This window comes from Bartonella sp. CB10SXKL (genome assembly GCF_042195515.1).
GTDB lineage: Bacteria > Pseudomonadota > Alphaproteobacteria > Rhizobiales > Rhizobiaceae > Bartonella.
Genome location: NZ_JBHION010000001.1, coordinates 20651 through 40699, shown reverse-complemented (window position 1 = coordinate 40699; position 20049 = coordinate 20651). Strand labels below are relative to the sequence as shown.

Annotated in this window: 12 protein-coding genes and 3 tRNA genes; 9 read left to right on the top strand and 6 right to left on the bottom strand. The window is 36.0% G+C overall.

Annotation, left to right across the window (positions count from 1 at the left end; all coding sequences use genetic code 11):
* Positions 1 to 40: 40 nt before the first annotated feature.
* Positions 41 to 550: a 3-hydroxyacyl-[acyl-carrier-protein] dehydratase FabA gene (gene fabA, locus ACFIK3_RS00140; RefSeq protein WP_273722474.1), complete on the bottom strand. Its 510-nt coding sequence runs from the start codon at positions 548 to 550 to the stop codon at positions 41 to 43.
* A 232-nt stretch (positions 551 to 782) separates the two neighbouring features.
* On the opposite strand from fabA, the gene irrA reads away from it, so the two are divergent.
* Positions 783 to 1295 carry an iron response transcriptional regulator IrrA gene (gene irrA, locus ACFIK3_RS00135; protein WP_273790284.1) on the top strand — a complete coding sequence of 171 codons (513 nt, stop codon included), beginning with the start codon at positions 783 to 785 and terminating at the stop codon, positions 1293 to 1295.
* 45 nt (positions 1296 to 1340) lie between these two features.
* On the opposite strand, the gene ACFIK3_RS00130 is transcribed toward irrA, so the two are convergent.
* From ACFIK3_RS00130 to ACFIK3_RS00120, 3 genes are all read right to left on the bottom strand, one after another.
* The gene (locus ACFIK3_RS00130) at positions 1341 to 1901 is read right to left on the bottom strand and encodes an SH3 domain-containing protein (protein ID WP_026500127.1); all 561 of its coding nucleotides are present in this window, start codon (positions 1899 to 1901) and stop codon (positions 1341 to 1343) included.
* A 1620-nt stretch (positions 1902 to 3521) separates the two neighbouring features.
* Positions 3522 to 3755 carry a 30S ribosomal protein S21 gene (rpsU, locus tag ACFIK3_RS00125; RefSeq protein ID WP_012754552.1) on the bottom strand — a complete coding sequence of 78 codons (234 nt, stop codon included), beginning with the start codon at positions 3753 to 3755 and terminating at the stop codon, positions 3522 to 3524.
* Positions 3756 to 3942: 187 nt separating this feature from the next.
* Positions 3943 to 5616 carry a formate--tetrahydrofolate ligase gene (locus ACFIK3_RS00120; protein ID WP_375642979.1) on the bottom strand — a complete coding sequence of 558 codons (1674 nt, stop codon included), beginning with the start codon at positions 5614 to 5616 and terminating at the stop codon, positions 3943 to 3945.
* A 108-nt stretch (positions 5617 to 5724) separates the two neighbouring features.
* Here ACFIK3_RS00120 and ACFIK3_RS00115 point away from each other — a divergent pair, with 108 nt between their 5' ends.
* The gene (locus tag ACFIK3_RS00115; RefSeq protein WP_375654267.1) at positions 5725 to 6006 is read left to right on the top strand and encodes a hypothetical protein; all 282 of its coding nucleotides are present in this window, start codon (positions 5725 to 5727) and stop codon (positions 6004 to 6006) included.
* A 364-nt stretch (positions 6007 to 6370) separates the two neighbouring features.
* Here the strand turns inward: ACFIK3_RS00115 and ACFIK3_RS00110 are convergent.
* Positions 6371 to 6447: transfer RNA gene (locus ACFIK3_RS00110), tRNA-Arg, on the bottom strand.
* Between the two features lie 355 nt (positions 6448 to 6802).
* Here ACFIK3_RS00110 and ACFIK3_RS00105 point away from each other — a divergent pair.
* The 3 genes from ACFIK3_RS00105 (at position 6803) to pgi (ending at position 12928) form a co-directional block, all read left to right on the top strand.
* Positions 6803 to 7942 (top strand): efflux RND transporter periplasmic adaptor subunit, encoded by a 1140-nt coding sequence (locus tag ACFIK3_RS00105; protein ID WP_375630490.1) that lies wholly within the window; start codon positions 6803 to 6805, stop codon positions 7940 to 7942.
* Positions 7939 to 11073, top strand: a complete 3135-nt coding sequence (locus ACFIK3_RS00100; protein WP_375676052.1) for an efflux RND transporter permease subunit — start codon at positions 7939 to 7941, stop codon at positions 11071 to 11073. Before ACFIK3_RS00105 ends, ACFIK3_RS00100 begins: the two co-directional genes overlap by 4 nt.
* Before the next feature lie 190 nt (positions 11074 to 11263).
* Positions 11264 to 12928: a glucose-6-phosphate isomerase gene (pgi, locus tag ACFIK3_RS00095; protein ID WP_273790288.1), complete on the top strand. Its 1665-nt coding sequence runs from the start codon at positions 11264 to 11266 to the stop codon at positions 12926 to 12928.
* 318 nt (positions 12929 to 13246) lie between these two features.
* On the opposite strand, the gene ACFIK3_RS00090 is transcribed toward pgi, so the two are convergent.
* A tRNA-Ser gene (locus tag ACFIK3_RS00090) sits at positions 13247 to 13336 on the bottom strand.
* 285 nt (positions 13337 to 13621) lie between these two features.
* On the opposite strand from ACFIK3_RS00090, the gene rplU reads away from it, so the two are divergent.
* The 4 genes from rplU (at position 13622) to ACFIK3_RS00070 (ending at position 19954) form a co-directional block, all read left to right on the top strand.
* The gene (rplU, locus tag ACFIK3_RS00085; protein ID WP_375659774.1) at positions 13622 to 14101 is read left to right on the top strand and encodes a 50S ribosomal protein L21; all 480 of its coding nucleotides are present in this window, start codon (positions 13622 to 13624) and stop codon (positions 14099 to 14101) included.
* A 12-nt stretch (positions 14102 to 14113) separates the two neighbouring features.
* Complete coding sequence (rpmA, locus tag ACFIK3_RS00080; RefSeq protein ID WP_100130483.1) at positions 14114 to 14383, top strand: 50S ribosomal protein L27; 270 nt, start codon at positions 14114 to 14116, stop codon at positions 14381 to 14383.
* A gap of 1406 nt (positions 14384 to 15789) precedes the next feature.
* Entirely contained in the window at positions 15790 to 18321 is a 2532-nt protein-coding gene (ptsP, locus tag ACFIK3_RS00075; protein ID WP_375676049.1) for a phosphoenolpyruvate--protein phosphotransferase, read from the top strand.
* A gap of 1543 nt (positions 18322 to 19864) precedes the next feature.
* Positions 19865 to 19954: transfer RNA gene (locus tag ACFIK3_RS00070), tRNA-Ser, on the top strand.
* Positions 19955 to 20049: the final 95 nt, after the last annotated feature.

Below are 20049 nucleotides of genomic sequence, written 5' to 3'. Positions count from 1 at the left end.
ATACAGAATAGTGAAAAGTTCTTTCTGACGGAAATAACGTTCAATCTTCTTTGAATAAAGCAACGCGTAAATCATTCGCCTTATAAATAGTCTCTCCATCTGCTTTTAGCCACCCATCAGCTATTCCTAAGACTAAATTTCCACGTCGAATACGCTTAAAATCTATTTCATATTCAAGAATTTTGGTTTGTGGAGTTACCATCCCTGATAACTTTACTTCACCTGTTGATATTGCTCTTCCTTTTCCTGGTTCGCCTAGCCAACCAAGAAAAAAACCTGTTAATTGCCACATACCATCCAGTCCGAGACATCCTGGCATGACGGGATCGCCTATAAAGTGACAATTAAAGAACCACATGTCTGGTGTAATGTCAAATTCGGCGCGAACCATTCCTTTATCGTATTTACCATCAGTTTCACTAATTTGAGTGATTCGATGAATCATCAACATTGGCGGTGCTGGCAATTGCGCATTACCTCTACCAAACATTTCGCCGCGAGCGCAGCTTAGAAGCTCTTCATATGTGTAGCGAGACTTTTGTTCAGCCATTGTTACTCCATTTATTTGCATATATCTTTAATTTCTGCGCTTTTCCCAACCTACTTTTAGAGCAAATTTTAAAGAGAGGGAAATGATTTTATATCATTTTTAATGACAAAAGCCTTTTTTTATGTATTCTACATAGGTAATTATTTAAAAATGGAATACAAGATTACACCATACTATTCCCATTTTTTTGTATTTTGATCTTATTTAGCAGGAATGTATTTGGGTTTGTAATATGTCAGTGAGTGCAGACAATTTAGATATGAATGAAGAGCAACAGTGCACAAAAGAGTGTGGAAAAATGGTGCAATATTATTCCATTTCTATGTTAGAAAAACGTTTGCGTCAAAATGGTCTGCGTCCAACACGTCAGCGGTTGGAACTTGCACATATGATTTTTTCTCAAGGAAATCGTCATATTACTGCTGAAGAGCTCTATGAGGAAGCGGTGAGGGCAGGTGTACCTGTATCTTTAGCAACGGTTTATAATACGCTTCATCAATTTACGGAAGCGGGATTATTACGGATTATTGCCGTAGAAGGCTCAAAAACTTGGTTTGATACCAATACCTCTGATCACTACCATTTTTATATAGAAGGTGAAAATCGTATTCTTGATATTCCTTACAATTTGGAAGAATCTCCCATTATTAGAAATTTGCCTAAGCCACCAGAAGGTATGGAAATTTCACATGTTGATTTAATCGTGCGATTGAAACCAAAAAATCGATCTTGTGATAGGCAGTGAGGATATTCAATAAGGAATAAAATTAAACTTATTGAGTTTGAGTATTCACCAGCCTTTTACTTTTTCATCAGGATAGATTCCCCATAACTGTGGTTGTTGAAGCCATCCGCGCGTATTATTAATATTTAGTTCGCACCATTGTCCATCACATTGGCGGATATTACCAATGACATTAGGTTCTACTTCTGCCACAAGTTCTGCGTTGTCGGTGGGGTTTTTTCGTAGCATCAGTCTTTTAGTTTTATCTTTTTGCCATGGAATAGTTATAGCAGTTCGCTTTCCCGATAAAAGTGATTGATACACCCATCCCTCATCGCCTTCGGCATCACGAATTTTGCGCCATTGATCATATTCTTGAATGATTTCAATAGGTAATCCCTTCTTTTTGTAGGTAAAAATGATAGAATAGTTGCTTCCTGGTCCGACGCGTACATTAACGCTGGTGGGTTTAATCGAAGCAAATCGCGGAAGTGGTAAACCACTGGGCCCTAAATTTTGATTAAATGTTTGTGCATGCAACAAATGAGGTGAACCTAATACAATGACTGTTGCTATTAAGATACATGATGCGAGTATTGAAACGCGAAACCAACGAGAATTTTGCACACCGAACTCCTTTATTTCATCATATATTGGAAATTTAAAATCTGAAAGATAAGACTGGAAACTGATAAAAAGTATGACACACTGCTCGTTAAAGAGATCTAAACGATGAGAAAATTGCTACAAAAATATCAAAATAAGGAAAACAAAAGCTTGTATTTCTTAGTGCGTATCTTGTTTATGAGGGGATAGATATAAATAAACATTGGATTTTTATGTAGCTGTACGCGTGATAAAACAGTAAAGTATTACTGGAGCCTTAGCAGTTTTTGTACAGGAAATTAGGGCTAAAGTATTGCATCTCTTTTCTGAGTTTGTTTCTCGAAGTAAAAGTGCATGTATGCATACTATGAACAAAGAGCTGTTCAGAAAGGGATTATTGTGTGGCTTGAAAAGAAGTTTTGAATGAACAAAATAATACGATAAATAAAACATTTAAGCGTAAAAATATGAGCTACATTATAGAGTAGATTGATATATGAAGGGCTAATTTTAACAGGACACTTTTTCGTGATAATTCCATTTATAAAATTTGCTACACTCTAATCTTATGCCATGATAATGCTTATCCGTATGGTAGATAAGCTGGCTCCATCGTTCTATTTACCAGCTTTCAATGTTATGCAGTTCCTATTATTTATGGTGTTCATAAGAAGCATTTTTGTTTTTTCTTAAATAGCTTTTATTCTATTTGCATACGAATCCCGCTTATGATGTACAAGAAGATAATCTTGATTGATTCAATATGAGAAGGCATTGAGAAACTTTACGTTATTCAGAATTATTAATTAATATGAAAAACAATTACTTATAATAACAAATCACTGCGTTAAAAACTTTAACTCGTTATTTAAATTGTAAAAATATTTCCATCAACAATGGTAATAAAAGGCACATTTATCCATCTTAAAATACAGTGTTTTCTCTGTTTATTGTCAAATTTCTTTTTCTCTAACTCAGTATAGAAGAAAGTTGAAAGAAATAGAAGGGCTTATTCGATACAATTATGAGGGTAATTACATAAGTGATGAATAGAAGAAATTTATCAAGAAAAAAGAATTTATAGTTCAGTGGTTGAAATTCGTCATCCTTTAGAGAGACAGAATCAAGAGATATAAAAAGTTATGGAATTATATCGTTTCGTTACATAACTGAAGGGAAAGAGGATTATGAATTTGATATTATATTTTACACACAATTGCATATTGCGATAGTTATTTTTGTTTTGTAATCAGACCTAGGATGATCGAAAGATGTAGAATATTTAATGACAAAAAAGAAGTTCATCATGAAATTTGTACATAAGAAGCAGTGATGTAAGAGATATCCAGAAGGAGAAAATTATAGTGAAAAGTGATAATAAAACACCTCACACTCAATTCACATAGGAAAAAGTCGCTTAAATATCTAAAGTGTAGTTTGTTATCTATTTTTAAAATATAAGAGTGAAATAAAAACCACCTTTATGATAGAAATCTTATTATTTTCAAATAACTAACATATTAGATAACATTGTACACAAAAACCTACACACAAGCAATTTATTGCAATCGCCTATGAAGAAAAATTTTCTAGTAGCTTATTACCTATTGGTTATGCAGTTATATAATATCATAAAGTATATTACTTTACCGCAACAGTTCGTCCGTTACTAACAAAACCTTCTCTTTGTGCACGCTTACGAGCAAGCTTACGTGTACGACGAATAGCTTCAGCTTTTTCACGAGCACGCTTCTCAGATGGCTTCTCATAATAACTACGCATTTTCATTTCACGGAAGATACCTTCACGCTGCATCTTTTTTTTCAACGCACGGAGCGCTTGGTCAACATTATTATCACGAACGAGTACTTGCACTATCTATCCTGCTTTTTTCAGTGTCATAAATGATAGGAAAAAACCTACGTCCTTTTAAAGGCATATCCAAAAGGACAAGCACTTATATCATATAAATAAGACATTTGTCTATATCGCTTTTTAAAATTCTATTTTTTTTACAATAAAACGCTTTTTATAATGAATGATAGAATTTACGGTTATAAATTTATGAAAGTCCTTGTATTTGATCATTTTCGTCAAGATGAATTTTTTCAGCCGCGGGATAATGGGGTAGTCCCGGCATGGTCATAACATCTCCACAAATGACAACAATAAAACCGGCTCCCGCACAGAGACGAACTTCTCGTATGGGAATTTCAAAATCAACAGGAGCGCCGTATTGCTTGGGATCAGAAGAAAAAGAATAAGGTGTTTTTGCCATACAAATAGGGTAGACGCCAAACCCCTCTTTTTCCCAAGATTCAAGTTGTTTGAGAATAGGGGCTGAGATGATGGCGCCACGTCCACCGTATAGCTTTGTTATAATACAATTAATTTTTTGAACGAGTGGAATATCATCTTGATAGAGAACTTTAAAATCAGAATCGTGCTTTTCAATCAAGGTAACGAGCTCTTGTGCAAGTTCTATAGCGCCTTTTCCACCTTGTTCCCAATGCTTACAGATAATAGCTTTGTGTCCAGTTGTTGCAACTATTTTTTGTAATGTTTTTATTTCAGCATCGCTATCGCTGTCAAAATGATTGATAGCCACAACACAAGGAATACCGTAGTGCTTCATATTTTTTATGTGTCGTAAAAGATTGGCAGCTCCTTTTTCTAAAGCGGTAATATTTTCTTCTGTCAGGTTATTTTTATCCAGACCACCGTTCATTTTTAATGCACGAATAGTTGCGACGATCACTGTAGCATTTGGTACAATACCTGCTTGCCTACATTTGATATTGAAGAACTTTTCTGCTCCAAGATCTGCTCCAAACCCTGCTTCTGTGACAACATAATCCGCAAGTTTTAAAGCAGTTTTTGTTGCTATAACTGAATTGCAACCATGAGCAATGTTGGCAAAAGGTCCTCCATGAACGAGAACAGGATTATTTTCAATTGTCTGTACGAGATTGGGTTGTATAGCATCTTTGAGAAGAACTGCCATTGCACCTTCCGCATTGAGATCAGCAACGGTGATGGGCGTTTTATCATAACGATAAGCAACAATAATTTTTTTGAGTCTTTGTGTAAGGTTTTCTAAATTTTCAGAGAGACAAAGAAGCGCCATAATTTCTGATGCAACAGTAATATCAAAACCTGCTTGACGTGGAAAACCATTTGTTATGCCCCCCAATGAAATGACAATATCGCGCAATGCACGGTCATTCATATCAAGAACGCGTTTCCAAACAATGCGACGTGGATCAATGTTTAGAGTATTTCCCCAATAAAGATGATTATCTATCATTGCGGCAAGAAGATTATGAGCAGCTGTAATAGCATGAAAATCACCGGTAAAATGTAAATTAAGGTCATCCATTGGAATGACTTGCGCATAACCACCACCAGCAGCACCACCTTTTACACCAAAACAGGGACCTAAAGACGGTTCTCTCAAGGTAGCTATTGTTTTTTTACCAATAAGATTAAGAGCATCACTTAGTCCAACTGTTGTTGTTGTTTTGCCTTCTCCGGCAGGTGTGGGATTGATAGCTGTGACAAGGATAAGTTTACCGTCTGGATTTTTATTAAGCGATTTTATGTATTCAGAAGAAATTTTAGCTTTATCATGGCCATAGGGAATGAGATTTTCATGTGAGATACCAATTTTTTGTGCAATTTCAACAATATGTTGCTTTTTAGCAGTGCGAGCAATTTCAATATCAGTTTTAGGCATGGAAAAATTCTTTAAACTTATCTTTTATTAATATTCGAGATCTGTACCCCATGGGTTAATTAGAAAAATTCATAGAGAACAGAAAATATTAAGATATCATAGAAGTCGATGATATGCCATGCAAGAGATAATGCTAAAGAAGCACAAGAAGAGTTTTATTGTTTTTTAGGAAAAAGAATCACTTTGCTTTTAAGCAGTAAAAATACGTTTAATTCAATTAAAAATATTGCAGAAAGAAGCTGTGGTTTGCAACAAAATGCTGATGATATTAATGGATACCATAAGTGTTTTATAGTGGTACGTTTGAGAAGTAGTTTATTTATTCTTTCCAATAACACACTGAAAAAGTTTTACATGGTGGTAACCCGGAATTTATGGCGGCACATTTGAAGTCCCTCTTAAGATGGGACTGCTAGGAATAAAATATCCAGCAACATCCAGTTATGGAACAGTTAGAAATAAGAACGTAAAAAATTACCTAACTGATTAGAGAGTATAATCCGGAAGAGACCAAAAACAAGCGCATAGATTGAAAAAAGAAAACAACAATACACGCTACTCATGCAATCGCTACGATTATTAGCTAATAAAAGCCCTTAGGGCTGAATTGAAGGACTCATAACATCTTATTCTAGCAAAATGGCTAAAGAAACGACTCACAACAGAATGAAATAACAAAATACAAAGATAGATAAAAACAAATCACAAAATAAAGAATTTAAAAAGTCTGCTTTATAAGTAAGATATTGATAGATGGCGCACCCGAAGAGATTCGAACTCCTGACCCCCAGATTCGTAGTCTGGTGCTCTATCCAGCTGAGCTACGGGTGCATATATTTCAATTTTTTACATTGTCTAAGACAAAGGGTTCCTAATCGTTTCATTAAAGAAATGCAAGTGAAACTTGGATAGTAATAAAAAAATCTCTCTTTTTTATGAGATATTTTAAAAATATTATGGCTTCAGTTGGTTTTGATATGAACATTTTTTTGTTGTGACCATACAAAGCAATATGAACGATAGTTAACTTGACGTTTTTATAGATGAAAGATAATCAAGCAGAGATGAGATCTGTTTTTTGCGGTGGGGGTAAGACACACACACCCGCTGTTGGGTTTTTGTGTAAAACGCCGATATTACTGTTGAAAACTATTTCAGATAAACATGACACAGCAAGGGCGGATGTATGGCGTTATTAAAAAAGAGCTTTCCATTAGTGTTTTTAATCGTTGTTTTAACGGTTACTTATTGGGCTGGAAAAAAGAGTGCAGAACAACCCATTTCTATGGTGGATAAAACAAAAGTATCAGATAAAACTTCAAATGGAAAAATGGGAAGGCCACCGGTAAATGTTGTCGTTGATCTTGTAAAAATTCAAGATTTTTATGAACAACTTAACGTTTTAGGGAGTGGAAAAGCTCTTGCAGAAGTTGAGCTTACCCCTTTATCCTCAGGTGTTATTGATAAGCTTTTTGTATCAGCAGGTACAAAAGTACAAGCCGATGATGTGATTGCAAAGCTTGATTCTAAAAAAGAAGAAATAGCGGCTGCAAAAGCAAAAGTGCAACGTGATAACAATGCGTTAACGCTTTCGCGCATTCTTAAATTACGCGCCAGCAATACAGCAACGGAAGTTCAAGAAATTATGGCACGCTTAGAGTTGGATAACGCAAATTTAGTTTTGCGTAATGCTGAATTAGATCTCGATCGGCGAACAATTCGAGCACCGATTCCTGGAGTTGTTGGTATTTTGCCCGTTGATGCGGGGAATAACGTGACCCTTAATACTGTAATAGGCCGTATTGAGAATAGAGAACGTATTTTGGTCGATATATGGGCCCCTGAACGATATGTGTCGCGCATCCATAAAGGAGATGAGGTAACGGCAACGTTAGTCGCGCAGCCAGATATGTCTTTTGTTGGTCATATTTATGCGATTGATAATATTGTTGATCCAGAAAGTCGCACACTTCATGTTCAGGTTGAAATCAATAATGAAAAAGATACGCTCATGTCTGGTATGTCCTTTTCTGTTGCCTTGCAATTTCATGGTGGTTCTTTTCCTGTCGTTAATCCTCTTGCAGTTCAATGGAATAGTAAAGGGTCATTCGTTTGGCGTGTGAGAGAAGGGAAAGTAGAGGCTATACCCGTATCAATTATTCAGCATAAAGCAGATCAAGTTTTCGTAAAAGCACCCCTAGAAAATGGTGATCAAGTTGTCATTCAAGGGGTGCAAATGCTTTATCCAGGAAGTAAAGTAACGATTGATGATCCAAAGTCTCATCAACAGCAATTACCAGCAGTTTACGGAACGGATATACAATGAGCCAAGAATTGAGCACAAAACAGCCTACGTCAAAGGTGGAGCAAGGTGGTCTCATTACCTTATTTATTCGCAGACCGGTTTTTACTTTTGTTTTAAATGCTATGATCATCATTGCAGGATTTGCAGCATGGTTAAATGTTGATGTAAGAGAATTACCCGATGTTGATACTCCCGTAACGACGGTTGTGACGGTGTTTTCTGGTGCGTCGGCAGAAACAATTGATCGTGAAGTTACAAAAGTTATAGAAGATGCCGTTTCTCGTGTTTCAGGTGTTAAGACGATTTCTTCAACGTCTTCTTTTGGGCGCTCCCGTGTACAGATTAATTTTAATGTTGGTGTTGATTTGAATGTTGCGGCATCTGATATTCGTGATGCTCTCTCCCGTATTACCTATTCTTTACCGAAAGATGCGGATTCGCCTTTGATTATTAAAGCAGATTCGAATGCTGCTGCCATGATGTATTTGGTTGTGACGTCACCAACAATGAGTGTTGATGATTTAACCACGATTGTAAACGATCAGATTGTTGATGCAATTTCTGCTGTTGATGGTGTTGGTGATGTACAGGTCGATAGTGCTCGCACAAAGATTTTTCAGATTGATATAGATCAAGCAAAACTTGCAAGTTATGGATTAACTGTAGCAGATATTTCACGTGTTCTTGCTGATATGACAACAGATGTGCCAGTAGGGTCATTACGCAATTCTAAGCAAACTTTAGTTGTACGTGCTACTGCACGTTTAACAACACCAGAATCTTTTGAACAAGTTGTTTTAAAGCCTCATGTGCATCTTGGTGATGTTGCGCATGTTACTTTATCGCCGGATATAGAAACAGTTATTCTTCGTATCAATGGAAAGACAGGTATTGGATTAGGTATCGTGCGTAAAGCACAATCCAACACTCTTAATATTTCTGAAGGTGTGAGAGCCGTTGTTGATAATCTCAAAAGTATTGTTCCTTCTTCTGTACATATAGACGTTATTAATGACGATGCAATTTTTATTAAAAGCGCTCTTCACGAGGTTGAAGTTGCGTTGGTCATTGCTATTTTGAGCGTTATCTTGGTCATTTTTCTTTTTCTCAGAGACATTCGTGTAACGCTGATACCTGCTGTATCTCTTCCTGTCGCTTTGATTGGTACCATTGCGGCTATTTATCTTGTAGGGTTTTCATTGAATATTCTCACATTTTTAGGACTTGTTTTAGCAACAGGGCTTGTTGTGGATGATGCCATTGTTGTTCTTGAGAATATTGTTCGGTGGCGCAACATGGGATTAGGTTCCAGAGCAGCAGCGGTGATAGGAACACGTGAAGTATTTTTTGCTGTTTTAGCAACAACATTGACATTAGTGGCTGTGTTTGTTCCTATTTCCTTTCTTCCTGGGCAAGTTGGAGGACTTTTTAGAGAATTCGGTTTTGTTTTGGCAATTTCTATTTTGCTTTCTTCAGTTGTTGCCTTAACGCTTTGTCCCATGTTGGCTTCACGTTTTCTCAAAGAACATATTGAGGATAAAGAGGAAGAGTCCCATCATTTTGCTTTTTTATATAAATTAGGTACTTTTTTTCATAAGGCATATACTTACAGTTTGCATAAGTGTTTAGAAAAGCCTTGGGCTGTTGTTTTTGCTTCACTTATTTTTGGGGGTCTTTGTGTTGGAGGCTATACGAAGCTACAACAGGAATTAACGCCAGCAGAAGACAGAGCTGTGATCTTTTTGGTTATTAATGGACCACAAGGTATTTCAACACAATATTTGAACGAGCAAATAGAGCAAATTGAAGCAAGTCTACAGCCATTACGTGATGCAGGGGAGATTGCTAACAGTTACTCTATCGCGGGTGCTGGCGGTTCACCCAATACTGCTTTTTTGATTTTATTGCTTTCATCTTGGGATAAACGTTTACGTAGTCAGCAAGAAATCGTGAAAGATATTAATGCAAAGGTTAAACAGTTTCCCGCAGTTTTTGTATTTGCTGCGCAGGGAAATTCTTTGGGTGTGAGAGGAACTGGGCAAGGGTTGCAATTTGCAATTCTTGGCAATGATTATGCAACATTACAACCCATTGCTGATAAGCTGGTGAGTGCTTTACAAGATGATCCGCGTTTTATTCGCCCACGCCTTACTGTTGATGCAACACAACCGCAATTTTTTATTGAAATCAATCGAAAAAAAGCCTCCGATTTAGGGATTGATATCGCCAATTTGGGCGATACATTACAAACAATGTTGGATGGTAAAAAGATTGGTTCCATTAACGTGGATGATCATTCTTACGATGTTAAATTGATATCGCGTACAAATTCTATGAAGAGTCCTAGCGATTTAGAAAATATTTTTTTAAAAACCAAAGACAATCGATATGTTCCTTTATCGGTTATTGCGCGTTTACATGAAAAAGCTATTGCTCCTCAATTAAAACGGGAAAAACGCATGAGTGCTGTTGTTTTAAGCGCAAATCTTGCTCCAGATATCGCTTTAGGGGAAGCTTACCAAACTGTACAGAAAATTGCTTCTCCTTTGTTATCAAAAGGAACCTATTTGGTTCCCTTAGGGGAAGCCGAAACGCTTAATGAAACATCTTCCAATTTTATGATTGTTTTTGGCATTGCCTTTTTGATTATTTTATTGATTTTGGCTGCTCAGTTTGAAAGCTTTATTTCAGGATTCATTATCATGGCCACTGTCCCATTAGGGATTGGTTGTGCTGTAATTGCTATGCTATTAAGTGGTGTGAGTCTTAATATTTACAGCCAAATTGGATTAATTTTGTTAATTGGTGTTATGGCAAAAAATGGTATTCTCATTGTTGAATTTGCAGATCAATTACGTGATCAGGGAAGAAGCGTGCGTGAAGCCGTAGAAGAAGCAGCAAACATTCGCCTTCGTCCAGTTTGTATGACAATGATTTGTGCCATTTTAGGAGGTATTCCTTTGGTTTTAGCCAAAGGTGCTGGCGCAGAAGCTCGTATAGCTTTAGGTTGGGTTATCGTTGGTGGCTTAGGTTTAGCAACTATTTTTACGCTTTATGTTACACCGGTTGTTTATCTTTTTTTAGGGCGTTTTATAAGACCAAAAGCAGAAGAAGATTTACGTTTAACAAAAGAACTCAATCAAGTTAAATGATGTATATGATAGAAAAGATTTGAAAATTTATTCTTGTAAAAATATCATTTTCGGATCTTATCCTTTATATTTTGTATATTCCTTCATTTTTATGTGAGCAGTGAAAATAGCGAGCAATAAAAGAGATGCTTTCTGCTTTGTTATTGTTTGGGCATAGATTTCATTATCAATAACCGTATAGGATAAGCTTATGGGAGATAGCTTTTCGATTCGAAATGAAATGGCTTTTGAAGCCACATTAAAAGCTTTAAGAAACCATGCCGCAAAGGATGGGGTCTATGATATTCGTCGGCATTTTGTAGAAGATGAACAGCGTTTTTCCCATTTTTCCCTCAGACTTGATGATCTTCTTTTCGATTTTTCAAAATGTGGTGTGACATTTAAAACATTGCAACTTCTAGATGATTTAGCGGTCGCAGCAGATGTGTTAGGCCGGCGTGATGCAATGTTTTCTGGTAAGGCGATTAATACAACTGAAAAACGCTCAGTTCTTCATATTGCATTACGTTTACCTGCTGATGAAATTTTCATGTTGGATGGTCATAATCTTATTCGCGATATTCAAGACGTCCTTGAAGATATGGAAAGATTTTCTGAAAAGGTGCGTGATGGAAGCTATAAGGGAAGCAGTGGCGAGAGAATAAGTGATATTGTCAATATTGGTATTGGTGGTTCTGATCTTGGTCCTGCAATGGTCACATACGCTTTAAAACCTTATCATGATGGTCCACAGTGTCATTTTGTTTCGAATGCTGACAGTGCCCATATTTCTGATACTCTCTCTATTTTGAATCCAGCAACAACGCTGTTTGTCATTGCTTCTAAAACTTTTACAACGGCTGAAACAATGGTAAATGCTCAAGTTGCACGTCAGTGGATTTGTTCACATTTAGGAGAAAAAGCCGTTTGTACGCATTTTGTTGCTGTTTCAAGTGCGCTTGATAAAGTGGCAGAATTTGGCATAGATTCCACAAGCGTTTTTAAATTTTGGAATTGGGTTGGAGGACGTTATTCAATTTGGTCAGCCATTGGACTTGTTGTTATGTTTGCAATAGGTGGTGGAAATTTTCGCAAATTTCTCAACGGTGCTTTGCAAATGGACCAACATTTTAAAACTATGCCTTTGCATAAAAATATTCCTATTCGTTTTGCTCTTTTAGGATTCTGGCATCGTGTTATTTGTGGTTATTCATCACGTTCGATCATTCCTTATGCACAGCGTTTAATACATTTTCCAGCTTATTTACAACAGCTTGATATGGAATCAAATGGTAAGCAAGTTTCGCTGGATGGAAAACCATTAAGTTTTTCAAGTGGTCCAATTGTTTGGGGGGATTCAGGAACAAATAGTCAACATGCTTTTTTTCAGCTTCTGCATCAAGGAACAGATATTATTCCTGTAGAATTTATTTTATTTATAAAAGGGCATGAGAAAAATTTACATTCTATGTATGAGATGTTGCTAGCAAACGGTTTAGCACAATCAAAAGCATTGATGAAGGGGCGTAGTATTGAAGATGCTCGGCATATCTTGATAAAAAATGGAGTTGGTGAGGGTGAGGCAGATCATTTAGCACTTCATAGAAGTTTTAAAGGAAACCGTCCCAGCATTACGTTGGTTCAAGATTTATTAACACCTTTTGCACTCGGTCGTCTTATTGCACTTTATGAACATCGTACTTTTGTTGAAGGGATTTTAATGAATATTAATTCATTTGATCAATGGGGGGTTGAACTTGGTAAAGAATTAGCAAACGAGTTACTACCAATTCTTCGTGGAGAAAGTAAAGCGGATAATCGCGATAGTTCAACATTAGGGTTGCTAGCACATATTCAAGCAAGACGTGCAAAATAAATATAATTTGACAGTAGGTTTTGCACTAACTAAGCAAAAGTAGAATGAGAGAGAAATATGAGATAATTCTTTAATTTTACTATGCGTTCTCTTATTATCTGAACTAGATTTATGTAACAGAAAATCAAAAAAGTGCAAAAATTGTAAAAAGGAGAATTTATTCGCAAAAACGATAAAGACCTTTGAGAGGTCTTTGAAGACCCTTTGAGCCCCCCTTAAAATCCTTCGAAAAAAATAAAATGGTACAAAATCTGCTGACAAGCTACAACCGGCAAGCTACGATTGAAGACATTTTAATAATATCGTTTTATAAATTAATGGCGGAGAGAGAGGGATTTGAACCCCCGATAGAGTTGCCCCTATGCCGCATTTCGAGTGCGGTGCTTTCAACCACTCAGCCATCTCTCCATAATAAAGTGAAACAAAAATCGGCACTATTTGAGTGTATAAGGGGTAGATAACCTTCAATTGTTTTTGGTACAACCTTTTTTTCTTTTTTATGGGACTTTATTGACAGAGAATAGAAATTCCTTCATATATACAAAATATAAGCGTGGGGAAATCTGCGCATATTTGTGTTGAAGAAGGTTTTATCCTTCTTTGAGATTTATTACGACTGATAAAAAGCAGCCTATTTTCCCTTATTTCAAGGCAGAAATTAAATAAGAGCTGGAGTGAACGGAAGGATAAAAAATGTTCGCAGTCATTAAAACTGGTGGTAAGCAATACCGCATTGTTGCTAATCAAGTGGTAAAAGTTGAAAAAGTTAGTGGAAATGCGGGTGATGTTGTTGAATTCAATGACATATTAATGGTTGGGCAAGAAGGTAATGCGGTTATTGGTACCCCTGTCGTTGCTGATGCATTGGTGACAGCTGAGATTTTAGAACAGGCACGTGGGCGCAAGGTTATCGCATTTAAGAAGCGCCGTCGTCAAAATTCTAAACGCACGCGTGGCCATCGTCAAGAATTTACGAGGCTTCGTGTTTTAGAAATTTTAATGGGTGGTTCAAAACCTAAAAAAGTTGCTGCAAAACCGATAAAAGAAGAAGCAACTACACCACAAGAAACAAAAGCTGCTGCTTCTGTTGAGAAGACGGCTAAAAAAACGGTTGAAAAAAAGACTGCGCCGCAGAAGAAAGCGTCTGTAGCAACAAAGAGTAAGAAAGATTAAAGGAGAGCGTCTATGGCACATAAAAAAGCTGGTGGTTCCTCGCGTAATGGTCGTGATTCAGAATCGAAACGTCTAGGCGTTAAAAAATTTGGTGGTGAAACCGTTATTGCCGGAAATATTATTATTCGCCAGCGTGGTACACGTTGGCATCCTGGTAACAATGTTGGTATTGGAAAAGATCATACGCTTTTTGCATTATCAAATGGAAAGGTTTCTTTTCAACGCAAAGCGGGTAATCGTTCCTATGTTTCAGTCATTCCTATGCTGGAGGCAGCAGAGTAATCTGTAACACTCTCTAGCAATCAACAGGATTTCATTGAATTATAGTTGTGGTTTTATAAGTATTAAAAGGGAAAGATAGAGTCTTATCTTTCCCTTTTTGCGTTGGTACTATAATAAATGTAGAAGATATACGAAAAAGGTAGAATTGAGGAAATGGCTTTTCTCAATGAGGGAAAAAGTTTGTGCGATGTTATGTTAGTATTTAGTACTGAACATATTGATATTATGATAGAATTTGTTGATAAATTTCTGTATAATAATAGTGAGAGAGACTTTCTTTTTATGCATGAAGAAGTGTCTAGTGATTTCTTATAAGAGAAGCAGTTTGTTTTCAGAAAATTATGAGAAATTTAATGAGAGCATTCTTTATGTAATCATTTTGATAAAGATGGGTCTTTTTATCGGCATTGTGGTATTGATGAGTTGTCATACTGTTTTTAGGTGGTAGTGTGGATAGGTGTGGCTATTCATTTAAAAAGACATAGGGATAAAAAATCCATAAGAAGGCAGCCAAAACTACTTTGAAAGTGACGTGCATTAAGGAATTTTCGGTAAATCAAGAGTGAAATTATATTTTTAAGGAGGACGGTGTTTAAAGATATAAAAATAACCAACGTGCAATCAGCGCCCTTCAAGAATATTTTTTCTGATTTCACTATTATTGTGTATTGTTGAAAGTAAATAAGCATAAGAGCTAGGGTTAAGGCAATCATTGCGTTTCATTTTTTACTTTATTTATCTTATTTGTAGAGTTTTTCTTTATTTTAGTAATTGATGATGGTGCTTGGGGGGATGTTCGTACTTTGCAAATGTGCGACAGAGAGTATTGTGTATTTGCGATATTGATTGAAGTAAAGGTGTAGCTTAAAATATATAAATATTATATATCGAGGGTTTGATATCATAAGATGGGCAGCACGGAATTTTAAAGATGATAAGTTGCATGGAGCAATTTGTAATTATGTAATGAATTTATAAAGAGGGATAATAGGTTAAATAAACTTTGAGGAATCAATCAAAATATTAGCTGAAGTTACGGATGATTGGGAAGGATGCTTTCTTGTAGGAAAAATAATGAAAAGTTATGTTGAATAACTTAGGATAATGAGAGCGTTTCGAAAACATAGTTTTTCAGGTGATTGGTTCTGTAGAAAATGGGGTTTTGTCTTTGTAAAGTAAAAGAGTAAGAGGCAGATTTGCTTATAATGGTTTTAAGCACTTCGCTAGATAATAATATCCAATTGTTTTATCGGTTATATTGAGGTATTTAAGCACCTCACTTAGCTATATTCCGTAAAATATAAATAAAGCTGTGGTGGTATTTATAGCTTGTATTTTGGGAAATGCAGCTTTGAAAAGGAATGTGTCAGAGATATTGGTGTTCAAATGTGAGGCAATTTGAATTCATGATGAGATATGAGAAAGCAGAAGCAATGAATGTAGATTTTGCTGATGGTGAAATCTTGTCTATAAGATCTGTACAACTTGCAGCTGCTTTTGATCATAAAAATGATGCAATTTATGCTGCTGCTGAATTGCTTGTGCAGGTTGGTGCAGTTGATAAGTGTTATCTGGCAAGCATGCTTGCACGTGAAGAAACAACCAATACTTGGCTTGGAAATGGTATAGCCATTCCTCATGGTATGGCTGAAAATCGTGATTTAATTATCAAGGATGCTGTTGCTGTTATACAGGTTCCTGCTGGTGTTGAGTGGCAGGATGGCAAGAAAGCATATTTGGTTATTGCCATTGCAGCGTGTCCAGATCGCTATAGAGAAATTTGTAAAAAATTGACGTCTCTTTTATTTGATAAAAAACAGCTTGAAGTACTTGCAACAACTATGGACAAACAGCAAATTGTTACAACTTTGTTTGACCAAAATATGAAGATAGAAAAAACTTTTATTGGTGACCTTTCTGTGTGTCAGGAATGGACTTTGGATTATCCAAGTGGTCTTCATGCACGACCAGCTTCTCTTTGGGTTGATTTTGCGAAAAAGGCTCAAAGTTCCATCAGAGTTCGCCATGGTCAATATACCGTTGAAATGAAAAATTTGGTTGGTTTATTGCAATTAGGAGCAAAAAACGGTGATGTTCTGATTTTTTCTACAGATGCTTCAGAAGGAGCACAACTTCTCAATGATGCCATTGCTATTGCAAAAAAAGTGAGTATTAGTGAAAAATGCCTGATGAGAGCAATGGAATCTCAAACAAAGGCTTTTCATGGTTGGTATCCACGCTCTATGCAAAAAGGCATTTCTGGTGTTGGAGCGAGTTCAGGATTAGCATTTGGTAAGATTTTTGTTTTAAGGCAAAATGATATTTCCATAATAGACCAGCCAATTGATTTTGCAGCTGGTGCAGCATGTCTTGAAAATGCTCTTACAAAAACAAAACATAAAATGGCATCTGTAATTTCTGATATTACAGTGCGTATGGGAGCAGATTCTGCTGCAATTTTTTCTGCGCAAATGGTTTTGCTTGAAGATGAAAATTTAATAGCTCAAGCTTGTCGTTTTATAGCGGAAGGTCATGGTGTCGCTTGGTCTTGGGATAGAGCGGTTCGTCAATTTTCAGATATGTTTTTTAAGGTAGATAATCCTTTGTTAGCAGCACGTGCTGTTAATTTAGTTGATGTTGGTCGACGTGTTTTAGGTGAAATCAATCCATCCTATAGATCGTTCTTTTTAAATGATATTCCACATGGTGTAATTCTGGTTACAAATGACCTTTCTCCTTCTGATGTAGCACAACTTGATTGTACAAGGGTAAAAGGATTAGCAACAGCATGGGGAGGTCCATTATCTCATACAGCTATTTTGGCGCGTACTCTTGGTATTCCAATGGTTGTTGCTACAGGTGATGATATTTTAGCGATTCAGTCTGATATTCAGGCTATTATTGATGGCGATAACGGGTTTATTTACCTTGATCCTACGCTTGAAGACGTTGAAGATGCTCAAAGGCATATTGATACTGTTGCGCAAAAACGTGTCAGTGAAATAAGTGCGTGTAGATTACCAGCGCAAACGATAGATGGTCAAAGAATTCGTATTATGGCCAATGTCAACTACGCAAATCAGGTTCCTGTTGCGCTTGATTTGGGGGCTGAAGGTGTTGGACTCATGCGCACGGAATTTTTGTTTTTAGAGAATCCACATATTCCGGATGAAGAGCTACAATTTAATATATATCGGACGATGATTACAGCTGTAGGAGATAAGCCATTAATTATTCGTGCACTTGATATTGGTGGGGATAAACAGGTTACGCATTTACATTTATCTAAAGAGGACAATCCTTTTTTAGGTGTTCGAGGAACGCGGCTTTTGTTACGTCGACGTGATCTTTTGGTGCCTCAATTACGTGCTTTATATCGGGCAGCAAAAGAGGGCGGAGATCTATGGATTGTGTTTCCGATGGTCATGTCTGTTTCAGAGATTGTCGCTATAAAAAAGATTGCAGAGGAAATCCGCAACGATATTGATGCACCAAAATTAAAACTTGGTATTATGATCGAAGTTCCAGCAGCGGCCATTATGGCAGATGTATTGAGCGCCCATGTTGATTTTTTTTCAATTGGAACCAATGACCTAACACAGTATACAATGGCTGTTGATCGGCAAAATCCGTACCTTGTGTCTGAAGCTGATAGCCTTGATCCAGCAGTTTTGCGTATGATTTATCAGACTATTCAGGGAGCTGCACAAAATAAGTGTTGGGTTAGTGTATGTGGTGGTATGGCTGGAGATCCTTTTGGTGCAATGATTTTGACTGGATTGGGAATTAATGAGCTTTCTATGATATCTTGCGATATTTCTCCAGTAAAGGCGTGTTTACAGACTCATAGTTTTGAAGATATGAAAATTTTAGCACAAAAAGCATTACAATGTGAAACTGCACGAGCTGTACGTGCTCTAAGCAAGGATATAAGGTGATAGAGAACATTAAGGGGAAAAAACGAGCTCATTTTTCAGACTAATCAGATCTTTAGTGTTGTAAAATATTATCCTTTAGGACAATTATAAGCAGCATATTAATTTGTAATGGTAATTTATCGTGTTACATAATGAGAGCCTTAAATATTGTAGGGTTTTCTCGTTTTAAATTTCTCTATATTAAATTAATAAAAATTATTCTTTTATACATTACAAAGAGGAGTAATGTATGGATAAAAACACTCTAAGAAAGAATAAATGCCTTTTATGCATTCTCTCAAATCGCAATGGATGTTGTAATATTAGGTGATAAATAGCGTGATGGTACTTGGCTTTTACTTTTTATTTAAGGAAAGATGATGCTATCCAATAGATTTTATACCATTCATAGACACCGTATGAGGTAGATGTGACAAGCTTTAAGAGATGTTTTTTAACAAACGTGTGGATGAGAAAGAAAATAGTATTTTTAGAGTATTCTGTTTTGTTATGAGACCATATCCCACTTAAAGAATGCGATAATCAAAAGTATGAAGTAATACGTAATCTCTTTTAAATAATAGAGATTACTTTAGATATTTTGAAAACTGTAAAGCTGAATTTAAAAGTATATGGTAAAAATGAAAACAGGTTTGCATTTTTATGATTTTGTATTTGACCAAAATGACTATTTTTTCATTTCAGAAAATAAGATATATTCATACATATTAAATTAAAAATGCAAAGGTTTTTTTTGTCTGAATTTTATTTTCTTTAGTATCAACTAAATATAGAAGTGTGAAATTGAATAGAGGATTTAGAGTAGGGCTTATTCTGTAATCCTATGAAAGAGGAAACTGACACCATCACACTATTTTACAGCCCTCAATGTTGCAAGAATTCGTGCTATTTGAAAAAATACATAAGAGGCACTTATCCTCTCTTAAAATGTTCTTCCTCCACATACCATCCCCGCTTATGACGTATAAACGATAATTTATTATTATAAATAAATATTTATATATTATCTGAAACATAAAAGTGATTAGCAGGTAGATCTCATTTCAAGAGAGAGTTGTTTGTAATCACAGTTACAGTGATTAAGTATTTTCATCCTTGGAGGCAAGAAGAAGGTTGAAAACGATTTTTATTGAAATGAAATTTATTATCTGAATAAACAATTTTAATATTATATACATATAAGAAGTTCATATCGTTATTATTCTATTTATTATTAGGGTAATCAATGGTGTTAAGTGAGAGATATTAATTATTTGGTTATGCAAAACCATGGACTGTATGCCAATTTTAAGAGAAGTATTTTTTTGTGAAGCAGAAAGTGCGTAAATGAGTATGAAAATTTATAACTGGTGACAATCTTTTTATTCCCATTATTGTATTCTACAAACCTATCCACGAAAAAAGTTTTTTCTTAAAAAGAAGGGATGTGCTTGTTATTCAACAGATATAAGCTCTTACTTTAATAAATGAATTTATTTTTTGGGATTTGAATGTATAGTTTAGACTTGCACGTTATTTCTTTCTGGGTATAGTGCAAACTTCTGGAGAGGTGGCCGAGTGGTTGAAGGCGCACGCCTGGAACGCGTGTATATGGGAAACCATATCGAGGGTTCGAATCCCTCTCTCTCCGCCATTAATTTAAAACGAACTTTCATATGCTTGATATGACATAGTTTAAAAAGCTCAGCATTTGCAGGATTTTTTGCTGTTGCAATTGACCAGTTCGCG